Here is an 18393-nt window from a genome sequence, read left to right as displayed (position 1 = left end):
TGCCACAATATTTATCCGGGGGCATACGACTCAGACGGCTGTTATCCGTGGCAAAACTGTGATTTGATGCAGCGCAATTTATACCGGCCGGGTTGTTTTTAGCCAGCAGTAAAGTTTGCTATAACACGCTATTATTTGATCTGGATTAAGATATAAAGTTTACGAATATGTAGCCTGAAAGAGTTGTTAAAGCGATGTCAAAAGCTGCCGCGTTTAATTAAAATTACGATTACTTTTTCTGTGAGTTATTAACTTTAAAATCCGCCGCGTCGGATAATAAATGAAAACCGCTACGCTGCAGGCATAAAAAAAGCCACCCGCAGGTGGCTTATGCTTATTCAGTCAGCGCAATCAGTTAGCAGGCAGAACCGCTTTTACCGCATCACCGATATCGGCCAGGCTGCGGACGGTTTTCACACCTGCCGCTTCCAGCGCAGCAAACTTCTCGTCAGCCGTGCCTTTACCGCCGGCAATGATGGCGCCAGCATGGCCCATACGTTTGCCTTTCGGCGCCGTTACGCCTGCGATGTAGCCGACAACCGGCTTGGTGACGTGCTCTTTGATAAAGGCTGCCGCTTCTTCTTCCGCGCTGCCGCCGATTTCACCGATCATCACAATCGCTTCGGTCTGCGGATCGTCCTGGAACATCTGCAGAATATCGATGAAGTTAGAGCCCGGGATCGGGTCGCCACCGATACCGACACAGGTAGACTGGCCATAGCCAATATCTGTGGTCTGCTTAACCGCTTCATAGGTCAGGGTGCCGGAACGTGACACGATGCCCACGCGGCCTGGCTGGTGAATGTGGCCTGGCATAATGCCGATTTTGCATTCGCCTGGGGTGATCACGCCAGGGCAGTTAGGGCCAATCATGCGCACGCCTGCTTCATCCAGCTTCATTTTCACAGTCAGCATATCCAGCGTCGGAATACCTTCAGTGATGGTGATGATCAGCTTGATGCCCGCGTCGATCGCTTCCAGGATACCGTCTTTGCAGAACGGAGCCGGAACGTAGATAACCGTCGCCGTTGCGCCGGTCGCTTCTACCGCTTCACGCACGGTATTGAACACCGGCAGGCCCAGATGGGTAGTGCCGCCTTTACCTGGCGTTACGCCGCCAACCAGCTGCGTGCCATAGGCCAGCGCCTGCTCAGAGTGAAAAGTCCCCTGGCCACCGGTGAAACCCTGGCAGATGACTTTGGTGTTCTTGTCGATCAGAATGGACATTATTTACCCTCCGCTGCAGCAACAACACGCTGTGCCGCGTCTGTCAGGCTGGTTGCTGCAATGATGTTCAGACCGCTGTCCGCCAGTTTCTTAGCGCCCAGCTCAGCATTGTTACCTTCCAGACGTACCACTACCGGCACGTTGACACCCACTTCTGCCACTGCGCCGATGATGCCATCAGCGATCAGATCGCAACGGACAATACCGCCGAAGATGTTAACGAATACCGCTTTTACCGCGTCGTCAGAGAGGATGATTTTGAAGGCTTCGGTTACGCGCTCTTTAGTTGCGCCGCCGCCGACATCAAGGAAGTTTGCAGGCTGGCCACCGTGATGCTTCACGATATCCATTGTGCCCATCGCCAGACCCGCACCGTTGACCATACAGCCAATGTTGCCTTCCAGCGCGACATAGTTCAGCTCCCACTGCGTTGCGTGCGCTTCGCGTGGATCTTCCTGGCTTGGATCGCGCATTTCGCGCAGTTCAGGCTGGCGGAACAGCGCGTTGCCGTCTGCGCCCAGCTTGCCATCCAGGCAGATCAGGTCGCCCTGTTTGGTGATCACCAGCGGGTTGATCTCAACCATCGCCAGATCGCGCTCCAGGAACATGGTAGCCAGACCCATAAAGATTTTGGTGAACTGGCTGACCTGCTTACCGGTCAGACCCAGTTTGAACGCCAGTTCGCGGCCCTGGTATGGCTGCGGTCCCGCTAACGGGTCGAGCGCCATTTTGTGGATCAGGTGCGGAGTCTCTTCCGCCACCTTTTCAATTTCCACACCGCCTTCGGTTGATGCCATGAAGATCACGCGGCGCGTAGCGCGATCGACGACCGCACCCAGATAGAGTTCCTGATCGATATCGGTTGCCGCTTCAACCAGAATCTGGTTAACCGGCTGGCCCAGCGCATCTGTCTGATAGGTCACCAGACGTTTACCCAGCCAGTGCTCAGCAAATGCACGGATCTCTTCTTTACTTTTCACTACCTTCACGCCGCCCGCTTTACCACGGCCACCGGCATGAACCTGACATTTCACTACCCACGGGCCTGCGCCAATTTTTGAGGCGGCTTCTTCGGCTTCACGTGGCGTGGTGCAGGCATAACCAGTCGGTGCTGGCATACCATACCGTGCAAACAGCTGCTTCGCCTGGTATTCGTGTAAGTTCATGATGTTCTATCCATTCAGATCTGAAACATTTAAATGTGGGCGCGCATCGCTGCGCGCCCGGCGAAAATCAGACATCCAGCAGCAGACGAGCCGGATCTTCCAGCATCTCTTTCACTGCGACCAGATAGCCTACCGATTCACGGCCATCGATCAGACGGTGATCGTAAGAGAGCGCCAGATACATCATCGGCAGGATCACCACCTGACCATTGACCGCCATTGGACGATCTTTAATGGCGTGCATGCCCAGAATGGCGCTCTGCGGCGGGTTAATGATTGGCGTTGACATCAGCGAACCAAACACGCCGCCGTTGGTGATGGTGAAGTTACCGCCGGTCAGCTCTTCAACTGTCAGCTTGCCATCACGGCCTTTCACCGCCAGCTCTTTAATTTTCTTCTCGATATCCGCCATGCTCAGCGCATCCACATCTTTCAGCACTGGCGTCACCAGACCGCGCGGCGTAGAAACGGCGATGCTGACATCGAAGTAGTTGTGGTACACCACATCTTCGCCATCGATAGAGGCGTTCACTTCCGGGAAGCGCTTCAGGGCTTCAACGACCGCTTTGATGTAGAAGGACATAAAGCCCAGGCGTACACCGTGACGTTTTTCAAACGCCTCACCATACTGCTTGCGCAGATCCATGATGGGCTTCATGTTGATTTCGTTGAACGTGGTCAGCATGGCGGTGCTGTTTTTCGCTTCCAGCAGACGCTCAGCCACGCGTTTGCGCAGGCGGGTCATCGGCACGCGCTTCTCGCTGCGGTTAGCAACCGGAGCCGGAGCCGCCGCTTCAGCAGCCGGAGCCGCTTTCGCTTCCGGCTTTTTCGCCAGGTGCTTTTCAATATCTTCGCGCGTCAGTCGGCCACCCACGCCGGTGCCTTTGATCTGGCTGGCGTCGAGATTGTTTTCCGCGATCAGACGGCGTACAGCAGGGCTCAGCGCGTCGCTGCTCTCTTCTTCCAGCGACGCGGACTGGCGCTGTGCCGGTGCAGATTCATTGCTCTCAACTTTCGCTGAGGTCTCTTTCCCGCCGCTGTTGCCCTCTTTCAGGCGACCAAGCAGCTGGCGCGAGGTGACGGTAGCACCCTCTTCTTCCAGCACGGCTTCCAGAATACCATCAGCAGCAGCAGGAACTTCCAGCACCACTTTATCGGTTTCAATTTCGACCAGCACTTCATCACGGCTGACTGCATCGCCAGGTTTTTTGTGCCAGGTTGCAACCGTTGCGTCCGCTACGGATTCAGGTAAATCGGGAACGAGAATTTCTACGCTACTCATTTTCTTTCCTTTTTATTAACCAAGGTTCAGCGCGTCGTTGACCAAGTCTTGCTGCTGTTGTTGATGTACGGACATATAGCCCACGGCCGGTGAAGCAGATGCCGGACGGCCTGCGTAACGCAGCGACGCACCAAAGGGAACCACTTCGCGGAAATGATGCTGACTGCAATACCATGCGCCCTGATTGAGCGGCTCTTCCTGACACCAGACGAAATCCTGGACATGGGCGTAATCTTTTAACGCTTCCTGTACCGCTTTGTGCGGGAAAGGATAGAGCTGCTCGATGCGCACAATGGCAACATCGCTCTGCTCGTTTTTGCGACGCTGTTCCAGCAGATCGTAGTAGACCTTACCTGAACAGAGCACCACGCGTTTAACCTGCTGCGGATCGAGCGCATCGATCTCGCCAATCGCCGGCTGGAAGCTGCCGTTTGCCAGATCGTCCAGGCTGGAGATCGCCAGCGGATGACGCAGCAGCGACTTCGGCGACATCACAATCAGCGGACGGCGCATACCGCGCAGCGCCTGACGACGCAGCATGTGGTAAACCTGAGCCGGGGTAGATGGCACGCAAACCTGCATATTCTGCTCAGCGCAGAGCTGCAGATAACGCTCCAGGCGCGCTGAGGAGTGCTCCGGACCCTGACCTTCATAGCCGTGCGGCAGCAGCATCACCAGGCCACACATGCGGCCCCACTTCTGCTCGCCCGAGCTGATGAACTGATCGATAACCACCTGTGCGCCGTTGGCAAAGTCACCAAACTGCGCTTCCCAGATGGTCAGCACGCGCGGCTCTGCGGTGGCGTAGCCATATTCAAACGCCAGTACCGCCTCTTCCGACAGCACGGAGTCCCAGACTTTGAACTCTCCCTGACCATTATGAATATGGTGCAGCGGCGTATAGGTAGAGCCATTCAGCTGGTTGTGGATCACCGCATGGCGGTGGAAGAAGGTGCCGCGTCCGGAATCTTCGCCAGAGAGACGCACCGGAATGCCTTCATCCACCAGCGTGGCGTAGGCCAGATTCTCTGCCCCGCCCCAGTCAAACGGCTTGTTGCCTTCCGCCATCTCTTTGCGGTCGTTGTAAATTTTGGCCACGCGCGACTGCACTTCAACCGCTTCCGGAACCGTGCTGATACGGCGCGCCAGCTCCTGCAGGCGTTTCAGCTCAACCGTTTCCGGGTAGCTCTCATCCCACTCGTGGTTGAGATAAGGGGACCAGGTAAACGAGTGCAGGCTCATCGGGCGCCATTCCGGCACCACGCACTCACCGGCATCCAGCGCATCGCGATAGAGGTTAACCAGTTCAGTGGCATCTTCCTGCGAAGCTACGCCCTGGCTCTGCAGGCGGTCGGCGTAAAGTTTACGCGGCGTCGGATGCTTTTTAATCTTCTGATACATCAGCGGCTGCGTTGCACTTGGCTCATCCGCTTCGTTATGGCCATGACGGCGATAGCAGACCAGATCGATAAAGACATCACGCTTAAAGGTGTTGCGGTAGTCGAGCGCCAGACGGGTAACAAAAGCAACGGCTTCCGGATCGTCCGCGTTCACGTGGAAAATAGGTGCCAGCACCATCTTACCGATATCAGTACAATAAGGCGTGGAGCGCGCATCTCTTGGATTTGACGTGGTAAAGCCAACCTGGTTATTGATCACGATACGCACCGTACCGCCAACTTCATAACCACGCGCCTGCGACATGTTCAGGGTTTCCTGCACCACACCCTGACCAATTACCGCTGCGTCACCGTGAATGGTGATAGGCAGAACTTTGTTACTGCCCGGCTCAGAGAGACGATCGAGGCGGGCGCGTACGGAGCCCATGACAACCGGGCTGACAATCTCCAGATGCGACGGGTTAAACGCCAGTGCCAGATGCACCAGGCCCCCTTCGGTTTCAACATCGGAAGAGAAGCCCATGTGGTATTTCACATCACCGGTACCCAGATGCTCTTTGTGCTTGCCGGCGAACTCATCAAACAGATCCTGCGGCTTTTTGCCCAGTACGTTGATCAGCACGTTCAGACGTCCGCGGTGCGCCATACCCAGCACCACTTCGCGCGTGCCGCTTTTCCCTGCGTGGCGAATCATTTCGCGCAGCATAGGCACCAGCGCATCGCCACCTTCCAGTGAGAAGCGTTTGGCGCCGGGGAATTTCGCCCCAAGATATTTTTCCAGACCTTCGGCTGCGGTCAGCTCTTTCAGGAAGCCTTTTTTCTCTTCCGCGCTGAATGAAGCCTGTCCAGCCACTGATTCAAGACGCTGCTGGATCCAGCGCTTCTCTTCAGTGTTGTTGATGTGCATATACTCTGCGCCAATCGACCCGCAGTAGGTCTGCTGCAGGGCGGCGTAGAGATCGGCCAGCTTCATCGTCTCTTTGCCAATCGCAAATGAGCCTACGTTGAAGCTTTCCTGAAAATCGGCGTCGGTCAGATCGTGAAAGGCCGGGTCGAGATCGGCCACGATATCCTGTTTCCACAGGCCAAGCGGATCAAGATTAGCGTGCTGATGGCCGCGGAAACGGAACGCGTTAATCAGCTGCAGGACTTTAACCTGTTTGGAGTTAGTAGCCGGATCGGTAACGGTAGAGGTGTAGCGGGTAGCATCCTTCGCCAGGCGGCGGAAATAGTCACGCGTCGTGGAGTGAAACTGCTCTGGTTTTACGCCGGTACCTGGCAACTGCTGGAACAGGTCGCGCCACACTTCATCAACAGAGTCAGGATCGGTCAGGAAATCCTCATAGAGTTGCTCTATGTAAGACTGGTTCGCGCCGGCCAGCCAGGAGGAGTCCAGCCAGGGTTTCATCGCGCTGTTCTGCATTGTGATCCCTTAAGCATTAAGCTGCTTTTTATGAGGTTTCATTTGTTGCCGCTTTCACGGCTTGCCGTAGTGAGTTCAGCGATACGAACCTGTGCGCTACCGGCGCCGGGCCCGTAAGGGAACCTTTATAAGCGTGGTCAGCACCGCGCTTATAGAGGCTTCCATACGCTGCCGGGAACCTGAGTTCCCGGCAGGACTTCTTAGCTTTACGCCCCGCGCTGCAGCAGCATCGACTTGATATGGCCGATGGCGCGCGTCGGGTTCAGCCCTTTCGGACATACGCTCACACAGTTCATGATGCTGTGACAGCGGAATACGCTGAAAGCATCACTCAGATTGTCGAGACGCGCATCCGTTTCCGTGTCGCGGCTGTCAATCAGGAAGCGATAGGCAGCCAGCAGACCGGCCGGACCGATAAACTTATCCGGGTTCCACCAGAACGACGGGCAGGAGGTTGAGCAGCAGGCGCAGAGAATACACTCATACAGGCCATCAAGGTGCTCACGCTCCGACGGGCTCTGCAGATGCTCACGCGCCGGCGGATTCTCACCATTGTTCAGCAGGAACGGTTTGATTTTCTCATACTGCGTATAGAACTGGCTCATGTCGACCACCAGATCGCGCACAACCGGCAAACCTGGCAGCGGGCGAATCACGATCTTTTTACTGCCGTTACCCAGTGCTGAGACCGGAGTAATGCAGGCCAGACCATTTTTGCCGTTCATGTTCAGACCATCTGAGCCGCAGACACCCTCGCGGCACGAGCGACGAAACGCCAGCGTTGGATCCTGCTCTTTCAGCCGAATCAGCGCATCCAGCAGCATCATGTCGCGCCCGTCTTCCGACTCCAGGGTGTAATCCTGCATGCGCGGCTTGTCATCGACGTCCGGGTTATAACGGTAGATTGAAAATTCGAGTTTCATCATGACCTCCGCAATTAATAGGTACGCGCTTTCGGCGGGAAGGCCGCGCGCAGTTTCGGCTGCATGTTCACCTCACGGCGCGTCATGCTTTCCGTTTGCGGAACATAGAGACTGTGACACAGCCAGTTTGCATCATCACGCTCCGGATAGTCGAAGCGGCTATGTGCGCCACGGCTTTCAGTGCGGAAGTTTGCGGCAACCGCGGTTGCATAAGCGGTTTCCATCAGGTTATCCAGCTCCAGACATTCGATACGCTGCGTATTGAAATCGGGTGAGCGGTCATCCAGACGCGCACTCTTCAGACGCTCGCGAATCGCTTTCAGCTCGGCCAGGCCTTCACGCATGGCGTCACCTTCGCGGAACACCGAGAAGTTGTTCTGCATGCAGCGCTGCAGCGCTTTGCGGATTTCCACCGGATCTTCACCCGTGGTGTTATTTTCCCAGCGATTGAAGCGCGCCATCGCCGCATCGATCTCTTCCGCGGTAGCATCGCGCAGCTCGCCCTGCTCAGCGATACACTCCATCAGGTGCACCCCTGCCGCGCGACCAAATACCACCAGATCCAGCAGTGAGTTACCGCCCAGACGGTTAGCACCGTGCACCGATACGCAGGCGATCTCGCCAACCGCAAACAGGCCCGGGATCACTTCATCTTCGCCCTGTTCATTCACGCGCAGCGCCTGTCCGGTGACGCGGGTCGGAATACCGCCCATCATGTAGTGACAGGTTGGAATAACCGGAATCGGCTCTTTAACCGGATCGACATGCGCAAAGGTGCGCGACAGCTCAAGAATGCCAGGCAGGCGCGACTCAAGCACCTCAGCCCCAAGATGATCGAGCTTCAGTTTGATATGCGGACCCCACGGGCCATCGCAGCCGCGACCTTCACGGATCTCAACCATCATTGAACGCGCAACAACGTCACGGCCCGCCAGATCTTTGGCGTTTGGCGCATAGCGCTCCATGAAGCGTTCGCCATGTTTGTTCAGCAGATAGCCGCCTTCACCACGGCAGCCCTCGGTGACGAGTACGCCCGCGCCAGCAATGCCGGTCGGGTGGAACTGCCACATCTCCATATCCTGCATCGGAACACCCGCACGAATTGCCATGCCGACGCCGTCGCCGGTATTGATGTGCGCGTTGGTGGTGGACTGGTAGATACGTCCCGCGCCGCCGGTTGCCAGAATAGTCGCTTTGGCTTTGAAGTAGACGGTTTCACCGGTTTCAATGCAGATAGCGGTACAACCCACAATCGCACCATCTGCGTTTTTCACCAAATCCAGCGCATACCATTCGGAGAAGATGGTGGTTTTGTTTTTCAGGTTCTGCTGATACAGCGTATGCAGCAGCGCGTGACCGGTACGGTCAGCGGCCGCAGCGGTACGTGCGGCCTGCTCGCCGCCAAAGTTTTTGGACTGGCCACCAAACGGACGCTGATAAACGCGGCCATCTTCTAAACGGGAGAACGGCAGGCCCATATGCTCCAGCTCCAGAATCGCTTCCGGACCGGTTTTACACATATATTCGATCGCGTCCTGGTCCCCGATGTAATCGGAGCCTTTAACGGTATCGTACATGTGCCATTCCCAGTTATCGTCATGGGTGTTACCCAGCGCAACGGTAATGCCGCCCTGCGCCGATACGGTATGGGAACGGGTTGGAAAAACTTTCGATAACAGGGCACAGCTCTGGCCCGACTGGGAGATTTGCAGTGCCGCGCGCATACCCGCGCCACCTGCGCCGATCACCACGGCATCAAATTCTCTGACTGGCAAATTCATTTACACACCCCACACAACAACAGTGCCATAAACGGCATACGACAACAGCGCGACCACAATAACCAGCTGCAGCAACAAACGCGGCGCCAGCGCTTTCACGTAGTCAGTCAGTACCTGCCACATACCGATCCAGCCGTGAACCAGAATGGAGAACAGGGTCAGCAGCGTAAACACTTTGGTGAAGGAGGAGGCGAAAAAGCCGCGCCAGACATCATAGGTCAGCGTATCGGTCATGACGACGAAACCGAGCAGATAGATGATGTAGAGCGTAATCAGGATTGCGGAAGCACGGACCAGAAGCCAGTCGTGGATACCGTTGCGTCCTAAAGCAGAAGCATTGCTTACCATACGAGGACTCCAGCCAGAATTGAGAGCACGACAGTGATAACAAAAACCGCCTGCGCGGTACGGGTTCCCACCTGCAGGGTCTCTGCGGTAAAGCCAAAATCTGCCAGCATATGACGGATACCGCTTGCCGCATGATAGGCCAGCGCGGTCAGAATGCCCCACATAATGAATTTGGCAAAGAAGCTATCCATGATGGATGCCGCTTGCTGAAAACCTTCGGGAGAGGAGAGAGAGAGACCCAGCAACCAGAGCAGAATTCCGAGAGCGACAAACGTAATCACGCCGGAGACGCGGTGGAGAATGGACGATATTGCAGTAACGGGAAACCGGATCGTCGTGAGATCCAAGTTAACAGGTCTTTGTTTTTTCACGGTTTTGCCCACACAGCTCTTTTTTATTTTGCTTCCTCCGGTCCTGAGTTGCAGCAGAGCACTGAGCGTGTTCAGACAACAACCGCCACCAAAATAGCAACATCCAGTGTTAAATGAAGCGGGTAAAACGCTGGGTGGCTCCTGGTGTCAGGGTATTCCGGAGACCTGGCGGCAGTATAGGACGATCACATTCTGATTACAATTCCCCTACAATCTGTTTGGTCACATTTAAGCTGAACAGTGATCAGGGTCACGATTTTCACAAAATATACATTTTTAATTATCTGATTTGACAATAGATCAACATTTCAGTTACAAACAATCGCACTAAAGCCCTATGATGCACAAAAGTTATGGGGATACACTTTCCCCTAAGCTCAAGTTATGTAACATTGCCCTAACGAGCAACATAAACCGTCAGGTTATTGGTTACCAAGAAGTTATGTCGTGACAGGATCTTTAACATCTGCGATGAGCGCCATGTCATGTCCGAATATCCTTGCCCCGGATGCCTTAGTACTGCGTAACCTCATTACGTGCAGGTTATTGCCAGGTGATAATCTGAAGCGAGTGGTGTTACGCAACATGCGAACTATTCTGGTGTCTAAAGATCCTTACTTACCCAGGCGCTATGGAGACGAAAAATGACAGATAAAAAAGTGACGCTGACCCTACAAGACAACAACACGCTTGAACTGGATGTGATGCAAGGCACGCTGGGACAGGATGTTGTTGACGTCCGCGCCCTTGGCTCACAAGGCCTGTTTACATTTGACCCCGGCTTTACCTCTACCGCGTCGTGTGAATCCAAAATAACGTTTATTGATGGTGATGAAGGCATTCTGCTGCATCGCGGTTTCCCGATTGACCAGCTGGCGACCCACTCAAATTATCTGGAAGTCTGTTATATCCTGCTGTACGGCGAAGCGCCTACTCAGGAGCAGTTCAAAGAGTTCTGCACGACCGTTACCCGTCACACCATGATTCACGAGCAGATCACCCGTCTGTTCCACGGTTTCCGTCGTGACTCACACCCGATGGCCGTTATGTGCGGCGTAACCGGTGCGCTGGCCGCGTTCTATCACGACTCGCTGGATGTAAACATTGAGCGCCATCGCGAAATCGCTGCGTTCCGCCTGCTGTCGAAAATGCCTACCATGGCAGCCATGTGTTACAAATATTCTATCGGTCAGCCTTTTGTTTATCCGCGTAACGACCTCTCCTATGCCGGCAACTTCCTGCATATGATGTTTGCCACACCGTGTGAAGAGTACAAAGTGAATCCGGTGCTTGAGCGCGCGATGGATCGTATTCTGATCCTGCACGCCGATCACGAACAGAACGCCTCTACCTCTACCGTACGTACCGCAGGGTCATCCGGGGCTAACCCGTTTGCCTGTATCGCGGCCGGTATCGCTTCACTCTGGGGGCCGGCACATGGCGGCGCCAACGAAGCTACCCTGCGTATGCTGGAAGAGATCAGCACCGTAGAGCACATTCCGGAGTTTGTGCGCCGTGCTAAAGATAAGAATGACTCGTTCCGCCTGATGGGCTTTGGTCACCGCGTTTACAAGAACTACGATCCGCGCGCCACCGTGATGCGTGAGACCTGCCATGAAGTGCTCAATGAGCTGGGTATGAAAGATGACCTGCTGGAAGTGGCGATGGAGCTGGAACACATTGCGCTGAACGACCCCTACTTTATCGAGCGTAAACTCTATCCAAACGTCGATTTCTACTCCGGCATCATTCTGAAAGCGATGGGCATCCCTTCTTCAATGTTTACCGTAATCTTTGCGATGGCGCGTACCGTTGGCTGGATTGCACACTGGAAAGAGATGCACGATGAAGGCATGAAAATTGCCCGTCCGCGTCAGCTCTATACCGGTTATACCGAGCGTCCGTTTGAGTCAGCGCTGAAAAAATAAGCGCCGTCACGCCATAAAAAAGGGCAGATTCTTCTGCCCTTTTCTTTTGCCCGCAATCTGCCCACGTCTGGCTACAGCTGGCACCCCGGACACCAGTAAAAAGGACGTGATGAGAGCACGCCTTTCTCAATCAGCGTACCGCAGCGCCGGCACTTTTTGCCCTGCCGGTGAAAGACTTCAAAGCGAAACGCCGCCTCTTCATGATACTTCTTCATGCTGCCACGCATTTTGTAAGAGAGACGCGGGATCGCCAGCAGCGCGTCACTGAGCCTGTCGAGCTGAGCGTCATCCAGATCCTGCGCCCGGTGCTGCGCGCGCAGTCCGGCGTGCCACAGGATCTCCACCCGCAGATAGTTACCCAGCCCGGCCAGAAAAGCCTGATCCAGCAGCAGGCCGCTGAACTGCCGGCGCCGGAACCGCGGCGAAAGCAGGCGTTCGCGCACCTCCGCGACGGTCAGCGTGGCATCCAGCACATCCGGCCCGACGCGCTGCAGAAACGGGTGTGCACCGAGCGTGTCCGCATTCAGCAGTTCAATATCAGACGCGCTGTAAAGCAGAATGGCTTTATCGGCGCTCTCCAGCCGCACCCGCAGCTGCCGGGTGGTCGCGGGCTGCGTGCCTGCGGCAACGACCCGCCAGACGCCGTAGAGCTGATTGTGACTGTAAAGCGTCAGGCCATTAGAGAAGTGGGTCAGCAGCGCTTTACCGCGCGTTTCAATAGCGTTAACCGTTTCGCCCAGCAAGGCGGGCTCATAGGTTTTCAGCGATGGAAAAGCAAACCACACATCGGTAAGGGGCTTGCCCACGATAGCGGCTTCCAGCTGATCCGCCGCCCGGCGGATCTCCGGTCCCTCTGGCATACAGACTCCTGATTAGTGTGTTGCGCCACCCGCAACACGGATGTCGTCATGGGTGTTCATCATGACCTGAATGGCGATCTCCAGCGCCTGCGTCACGCTGCTAACGGACATGCTCGGCGCGCCAGGATGATTCACCGCCTGCTGCGGCATCCAGGGAATGTGCATAAATCCGCCGCGTGCCGGACTGCCGTGGGTGTGCAGCCAGTGCAGCAGAGAGTACATCACGCTGTTGCAGGTAAAGGTGCCGGCCGTTTGCGAAACCGAGGCGGGAATGCCTGCCTCCCGCAGCGAGGCGACTATCGCTTTAATGGGCAGCGTGGCAAAGTAGGCCGCCGGGCCTCCCGCTACGACCGGCTCATCCACCGGCTGCTGCTGCTGGTTATCGGGGATACGCGCATCGTGAATATTGATCGCTATCCGCTCCAGCGTAATATCGCAGCGACCGCCCGCCTGCCCCACGCAGAGAATGCCATCGGGCTGCAGCGTAGTCAGCGCGTCAGTCAGCACCGCACCGCAGGTTGCAAACACCACCGGCAGCTGGCGTACCACTACCCGCACGCCAGCCAGCATTTTACCGTCAAAGTCGCGCACCGCCTCCCAGGAAGGATTGAGACGCTCACCGCCAAACGGCTCAAAAGCCGTTAACAACACCGTTTTCATTACTGCCTCACAAAAACATCAGGAAGTAGAGCAGGAAAATATTCACTAACAAGAGTAGTACACCGGTAGGAACCTGAGCCTTGATCACCGCATTCCGATCCGGCAGCTCCAGCAGGCGCGCGGGCACGATGTTGAAGTTTGCTGCCATCGGTGTCATCAGCGTCCCGCAGTAGCCGGAAAACATGCCGATCGCCGCCATGACGGCCGGGTTTCCGCCATGCTGTAGCACCAGAATCGGGATGCCGACGCCGGCCGTCACAATCGGGAACGCGGCAAAGGCGTTGCCCATTACCATCGTCAGCAGCGCCATTCCTCCGGCATAGACCGCCACCGCAATCAGCCGGTTATCCACCGCCAGATAGTGTTCAGTGAGATGCGAAATCGCGCTGCCGACGCCGGCGCTGGTAAACAGCAACCCCAGCGTGGCGAGGATCTGCGGCAGAATAAACGCCCAGCCTACCGCATCCAGCAGGCGCCGTGTCTCCTGCATCGACTGCAGCGGCTTTTCCCGCGTAAACGCCAGTGCAATCAGCCAGCCCAGAATACAGCCCACCATCATTGAAAACAGCGTCACCAGCGTAGCGTGGTTGCCCGCGCCAAACACCTGCTCCTGCAGTCCGGGAATATGATTAAACGCCAGTACGCCAATCACCGTAACCAGCGGTATCGCCAGGGCGGGTAAGAACAGCTTATTGCCCAGCCGTCTGGCGCTGGCCTGTTTCTCTTCATCAGTACGCTGATGATAGCGCCCGAGGCGCACCCCACCACAGCCGGCGATCAGCGCCATTACAACCACGACCACCCCGGTGGCAATATGCAGCCAGCGGCGGCCCAGCTCAGCGTCGCCGGCCCACTGCCCTGCCAGCTGATAAGCGCCATCACCAATCAGAAAAATCAGGCCATAGAGCGCCCAGAAGAGACCGGTTGTCAGACGGCGCGGATTGGCGCGGTCTCCCCAGGAGAGCAGCGCAACCACCAGCAGAATCGCCCCTGCCAGCCACATCAGATATTGTTGCTGAAACATTACTTCTCCTCCCTGGCGTGCAGCGCCTGCTGATTCAGCGCACCCAGCTCGCGCGACAGCTGGCGATCCAGCCGCACCAGCCGGGCCGAGTGGATAAGAAAGGCGCACAGCGCGGTCGGGATGCCCCACAGCGCAATATGCAGCGGCTCGGTGGTAATGCCGGCTGATTCCTGCATAAAGTTATGCATAAAGATAATCGCGCCGAACGCGACAAAGATATCCTCACCAAAGAAAAGGCCGACGTTATCCGTTGCGGCAGACATGGCGCGCAGCCGGTGACGTATCTCCGGCGAAACCTCACCGTAGCGGTTTTCCGTCGCCCCTTCCGCCATCGGTGCCAGCAGCGGACGCACCATCTGCGGATGGCCGCCCAGGCTGGTCAGTCCCAGCGCAGCGGTTGCTTCGCGCACAAACAGGTAAACGATAAGCAGACGGCCGGCGGTGGCAGTTTTGATCTGCGCAATCCAGCTCTGGGCACGCTCTTTCAGCCCGTGGCGTTCCAGCAATCCGATTACCGCCAGCGGCAGCAGCAGGATCAGCGGCAGATTGCGCGTATTGAGAAAGCCGGAACCGAGTTTTTCCAGAATGTCGCCGAGCGGCATCTGCGCCGCGAGGCCAGTAACAAAGCCCGCGACGATCACCACCAGCACCGGATTAAAGCGTAATAAAAAGCCAATAATGATGGCCAGGATCCCCAGCAGGGGCCAGAGGTTGACAACGTTTTCCATGATTTTCCTCACTGAAAACAAAAAAGCCCGGCCGTAGCAGGCCGGGCGAAAAAGGGACGTTATGCGCTGCTGACGGCAATCTGCTCAGCAGCAAACGCGGCACGCAGCGTACGGGCAAACTGCAGCGCGTGTGCGCCATCACCGTGCAGGCAGACCGTCTCCGCGTTGACGGCGACCCACTCACCGCTCACGCTTTGCACCTGCTGCTGCTTTACCATAGCCAGCGTCTGCGCCAGCGCCTGGCCGGCATCCTCAATCAGCGCGCCTGGCTGGCTGCGCGGCACCAGCGCCCCGCTCGCCAGATAGCCGCGATCGGCAAACACCTCTTCGCGGGTGCGCAGGCCATACCGGGCACCTGCCGCAATCAACTCGCTGCCCGCCAGGCCAACCAGAATAAGCTGAGCATCCACCGCCCGTACTGCCCGGGCAATCGCGTCAGCGAGCTGCGGATCGGCGGCGGCCTGGTTATAGAGCATGCCGTGCGGCTTAACGTGAAACAGCCGCGCGCCTTCACTTTCCGTCATGCTTTTCAGCGCGCCAATCTGATAGATCATCTGGGCATAGACTGTTTCCGGCGGCAGCTGCATCGCCGTGCGGCCGAAGTTCTCGCGGTCGGGAAAGCCGGGATGAGCGCCAATCGCCACCCCTGACGCATTGGCCCAGCGCACCGATTGCAGCATAGTCTGCGCATCACCGGCGTGAAAACCGCAGGCGATATTGGCAGAGCTTACCAGCGTCAGCAGTTCCCGATCGCTGCTGCTGCCTTCGCCGAGATCGGCATTCAGATCAATTTTCATGCGTAAGCCCCCAGGCTATCTGATCCAGCGCGCGCTGCTGCTGCTGTTTCGCCAGCAGCGCCTCCTCCAGCGTACACGGAATAAAGTGAATCGGTTCGCCGAGCCGGATTTGCGCCAGCTGATAAATATCCGCCTCGATGATGCAGGCGATCCGCGGATAGCCGCCGGTGGTCTGTGCATCCGCCATCAGCACAATAGGCTGGCCGTTTGGCGGCACCTGTACCACGCCAGGCACCAGACCATGTGAGAGCAGATCGCGCGTGGCGGTCCGCTGCAGGCTGTCGCCCTGCAGGCGATATCCCATGCGGTTACTCTGCGGGCTCAGTTTCCACGGGTTACGCCAGAATGCCTCCTGCGCCTCCTGGGTAAATTCGCTATATTCCGGACCCGGCAGCGCACGAATGCGGTTCCCCCACAGCAGCTGGCGCACACCCGCCGGCTGGCTGAAGCGGCGGGTTGGCTCGCCCAGCGGCAGACGATCGCCATCCTGCAGCCTGCGGCCCTGCCAGCCGCCAAATGCAGCTTTCAGATCGGTGCTGTGCGAGCCCAGCATTTCTGCTACCGCAAACCCGCCGTTTACCGCCAGATAACTGCGCATGCCGCTGGTTGGCATGGATAGCGTAAGAACCTGACCACGCCGCACCGGCAGGCGCCATCCGGTCCAGACCGGCTTGCCATCCAGCTCAGCGTTACAGGCGGCTCCCGTCAGCGCAAACCAGCCGTCGCGCTGAAACTCCGCCCTGAACTGACCCAGCACAATCTCCAGTACCGCGCTGTTCTCGCTGTTACCCACCAGCATATTTGCGGTACGCATGGAGGGCTCATCCAGCGCACCGCTCAGGCTGACGCCCAGCTGACGCCAGCCGTGCCGCCCGCGATCCTGTACCGAGGTCATTAACCCGGCGCGTAAAATATTCAGCATATGCCCTCCTTCTGCGGCACAAACCGAACGCGATCGCCGGGGCGCATCAGCGTGGGCGGCTGCTTAAGCGGATCAAACAGGCTGAGTGGCGTATGGCCAATCAGCTGCCAGCCGCCGGGGGCAGCCAGCGGATAGATACCGGTCTGACTGCCGCCAATCCCCACTGAACCAGCCGGGACGGCCACGCGCGGCTCGGCGCGACGCGGCGTATGCAGTCGCGTATCCAGGCCGCCCAGATAGGGGAAACCAGGCTGGAAGCCAAGAAAATAGACAATGTAGTCTGCGCTGCTGTGCAGCTCTACCACCTGCGGCGGCGTCAGCCCGGCGCGATCTGCCACTTCTGACAGATCGGGTCCGGCACTGCCACCATACACCACCGGGATCTCAATCAGCCGGGGATTATTCTGCAGCTGCTCTTCACCCTCTTCCCACCAGCGCTGCAGACGCTCAATGGCGTCCTGCGCATCAATTTGTGACTCGCGCAGTATCAGCGTGAGGTTGTTCATACCGGGGATCACCTCCTGCACCTGCTCATCCTGCTGCAGTCGTTCACATAATCCCCAGATGCGCTGCTGACTGGCGAGCGAAACCGGCGGCGCCAGTTCCAGTACAACCGCCCGCTCTCCCAGTAAATAACAACGTGCCTGTTGCAAAACCCACCTCCCGATCGTGAATAACGCGCGCCGGCAGACGTGCTGCGGCACGATAAACCTTTCACATAGCTGCTCAGGTTCAATAGGTTATGCAAAAGTGGCGGAGATGTGTCAACCAGTTTGCGCCCGGCGAGCGGACGCAGAGAGAGAAAAATCAGGCAGGATTGTCGATATCGATAAAGGTAACATCGAGGTGGTAATGCTGCGCCAGCCACTCACCCAGCGCTTTGATACCGTCGCGCTCGGTCGCGTGATGGCCCGCGGCGAAAAAGTGCAGCCCCTGTTCGCGCGCGCTGTGAATGGTCTGCTCAGAGACTTCGCCCGTAATAAAGGCGTCAACGCCGGCCGCGGCCGCGTTGTCGATAAAGCCCTGACCACCGCCGCTGCACCAGGCCACGCGTTTGATCAGCGCGGGTGCGTTATCACCGCAGTGCAGCGGCGTGCGTCCCAGACGCTGCGCGATTTTTTCTGCCAGGTCGCTGCCGCTGAGCGGCGTGCGCAGCTCACCCCAGGGCAGCAGCGGCTCGATTTCACCCCTGACGTCGATATCAAACAGGCGCGCCAGCTGCGCGTTATTCCCCAGCTGCGGATGCGCATCCAGCGGCAGATGCCAGCCATAGAGATTAATATCGTTAGCCAGCAGCGTGCGCAGACGCTGTCGTTTCATGCCTTTTATTGCCGGGGCTTCGTTTTTCCAGAAATAGCCGTGGTGTACCAGAACGGCATCGGCATTCCGCTTTACCGCTTCATCCAGCAGCGCCTGGCAGGCCGTAACGCCGGTAACCACTCTTCTGACTTCACTGCGTCCCTCAACCTGCAGTCCGTTAGGTGCATAGTCGCTAAACGCGCTGCTGTTTAGCTGCTGGTTAACGATCTTTTCCAGCTCAATGTTATTCATAA

At 57.2% G+C, this 18393-nt stretch carries 17 protein-coding genes; 1 reads left to right on the top strand and 16 read right to left on the bottom strand.

Features of this window, described 5'->3' with window-relative positions; genetic code table 11:
* Window positions 1–351 precede the first annotated feature (351 nt).
* The 8 genes from sucD to sdhC all read right to left on the bottom strand — a co-directional run bounded on the left by sucD (window position 352) and on the right by sdhC (window position 9933).
* The gene (sucD, locus tag B4056_RS04485; RefSeq protein ID WP_039383236.1) at window positions 352–1227 is read right to left on the bottom strand and encodes a succinate--CoA ligase subunit alpha; all 876 of its coding nucleotides are present in this window, start codon (window positions 1225–1227) and stop codon (window positions 352–354) included.
* Entirely contained in the window at window positions 1227–2393 is a 1167-nt protein-coding gene (sucC, locus tag B4056_RS04480) for an ADP-forming succinate--CoA ligase subunit beta (protein ID WP_039383235.1), read from the bottom strand. The genes sucD and sucC overlap by 1 nt, the downstream gene beginning before the upstream one ends.
* Before the next feature lie 67 nt (window positions 2394–2460).
* On the bottom strand, window positions 2461–3675 hold the full coding sequence (gene odhB / locus B4056_RS04475) for a 2-oxoglutarate dehydrogenase complex dihydrolipoyllysine-residue succinyltransferase (protein WP_039383234.1): 1215 nt from the start codon (window positions 3673–3675) through the stop codon (window positions 2461–2463).
* A 15-nt stretch (window positions 3676–3690) separates the two neighbouring features.
* Complete coding sequence (gene sucA, locus B4056_RS04470) at window positions 3691–6498, bottom strand: 2-oxoglutarate dehydrogenase E1 component (RefSeq protein ID WP_039383231.1); 2808 nt, start codon at window positions 6496–6498, stop codon at window positions 3691–3693.
* Window positions 6499–6704: 206 nt separating this feature from the next.
* Window positions 6705–7421, bottom strand: coding sequence for a succinate dehydrogenase iron-sulfur subunit (locus B4056_RS04465; RefSeq protein ID WP_039383229.1), 717 nt, complete (start codon window positions 7419–7421; stop codon window positions 6705–6707).
* A gap of 14 nt (window positions 7422–7435) precedes the next feature.
* On the bottom strand, window positions 7436–9202 hold the full coding sequence (gene sdhA / locus B4056_RS04460; RefSeq protein WP_039383226.1) for a succinate dehydrogenase flavoprotein subunit: 1767 nt from the start codon (window positions 9200–9202) through the stop codon (window positions 7436–7438).
* A complete protein-coding gene (sdhD, locus tag B4056_RS04455; RefSeq protein ID WP_071668989.1) occupies window positions 9203–9550 on the bottom strand; it encodes a succinate dehydrogenase membrane anchor subunit in 348 nt (115 codons plus the stop codon).
* Complete coding sequence (gene sdhC / locus B4056_RS04450) at window positions 9544–9933, bottom strand: succinate dehydrogenase cytochrome b556 subunit (protein ID WP_039383221.1); 390 nt, start codon at window positions 9931–9933, stop codon at window positions 9544–9546. The genes sdhD and sdhC overlap by 7 nt, the downstream gene beginning before the upstream one ends.
* A gap of 632 nt (window positions 9934–10565) precedes the next feature.
* Between sdhC and B4056_RS04445 the strand changes: the two genes are divergently transcribed.
* Entirely contained in the window at window positions 10566–11849 is a 1284-nt protein-coding gene (locus tag B4056_RS04445; RefSeq protein ID WP_039383219.1) for a citrate synthase, read from the top strand.
* Window positions 11850–11920: 71 nt separating this feature from the next.
* On the opposite strand, the gene nei is transcribed toward B4056_RS04445, so the two are convergent.
* From nei to B4056_RS04405, 8 genes are all read right to left on the bottom strand, one after another.
* Window positions 11921–12709, bottom strand: a complete 789-nt coding sequence (nei, locus tag B4056_RS04440; protein WP_094111658.1) for an endonuclease VIII — start codon at window positions 12707–12709, stop codon at window positions 11921–11923.
* 12 nt (window positions 12710–12721) lie between these two features.
* Window positions 12722–13369, bottom strand: coding sequence for a pyroglutamyl-peptidase I (pcp, locus tag B4056_RS04435; protein ID WP_094111657.1), 648 nt, complete (start codon window positions 13367–13369; stop codon window positions 12722–12724).
* A 7-nt stretch (window positions 13370–13376) separates the two neighbouring features.
* Window positions 13377–14393, bottom strand: coding sequence for a DUF979 domain-containing protein (locus B4056_RS04430; RefSeq protein WP_039383212.1), 1017 nt, complete (start codon window positions 14391–14393; stop codon window positions 13377–13379).
* Window positions 14393–15121, bottom strand: coding sequence for a DUF969 domain-containing protein (locus tag B4056_RS04425; RefSeq protein WP_039383210.1), 729 nt, complete (start codon window positions 15119–15121; stop codon window positions 14393–14395). Before B4056_RS04425 ends, B4056_RS04430 begins: the two co-directional genes overlap by 1 nt.
* Window positions 15122–15180: 59 nt before the next feature.
* The gene (gene pxpA, locus B4056_RS04420) at window positions 15181–15918 is read right to left on the bottom strand and encodes a 5-oxoprolinase subunit PxpA (RefSeq protein WP_094111655.1); all 738 of its coding nucleotides are present in this window, start codon (window positions 15916–15918) and stop codon (window positions 15181–15183) included.
* Window positions 15908–16840 carry a 5-oxoprolinase subunit PxpC gene (pxpC, locus tag B4056_RS04415; protein WP_039383205.1) on the bottom strand — a complete coding sequence of 311 codons (933 nt, stop codon included), beginning with the start codon at window positions 16838–16840 and terminating at the stop codon, window positions 15908–15910. Before pxpC ends, pxpA begins: the two co-directional genes overlap by 11 nt.
* Complete coding sequence (pxpB, locus tag B4056_RS04410) at window positions 16834–17493, bottom strand: 5-oxoprolinase subunit PxpB (RefSeq protein ID WP_039383204.1); 660 nt, start codon at window positions 17491–17493, stop codon at window positions 16834–16836. Before pxpB ends, pxpC begins: the two co-directional genes overlap by 7 nt.
* 154 nt (window positions 17494–17647) lie before the next feature.
* A complete protein-coding gene (locus B4056_RS04405; RefSeq protein ID WP_039383201.1) occupies window positions 17648–18391 on the bottom strand; it encodes a type 2 GTP cyclohydrolase I in 744 nt (247 codons plus the stop codon).
* Window positions 18392–18393 lie beyond the last annotated feature (2 nt).

This window comes from Pantoea sp. UBA7232, from assembly GCF_002473195.1.
GTDB classification, from domain to species: Bacteria; Pseudomonadota; Gammaproteobacteria; order Enterobacterales; family Enterobacteriaceae; genus Pantoea; species Pantoea eucrina.
This window is presented reverse-complemented; position numbering and strand designations above follow the sequence as displayed.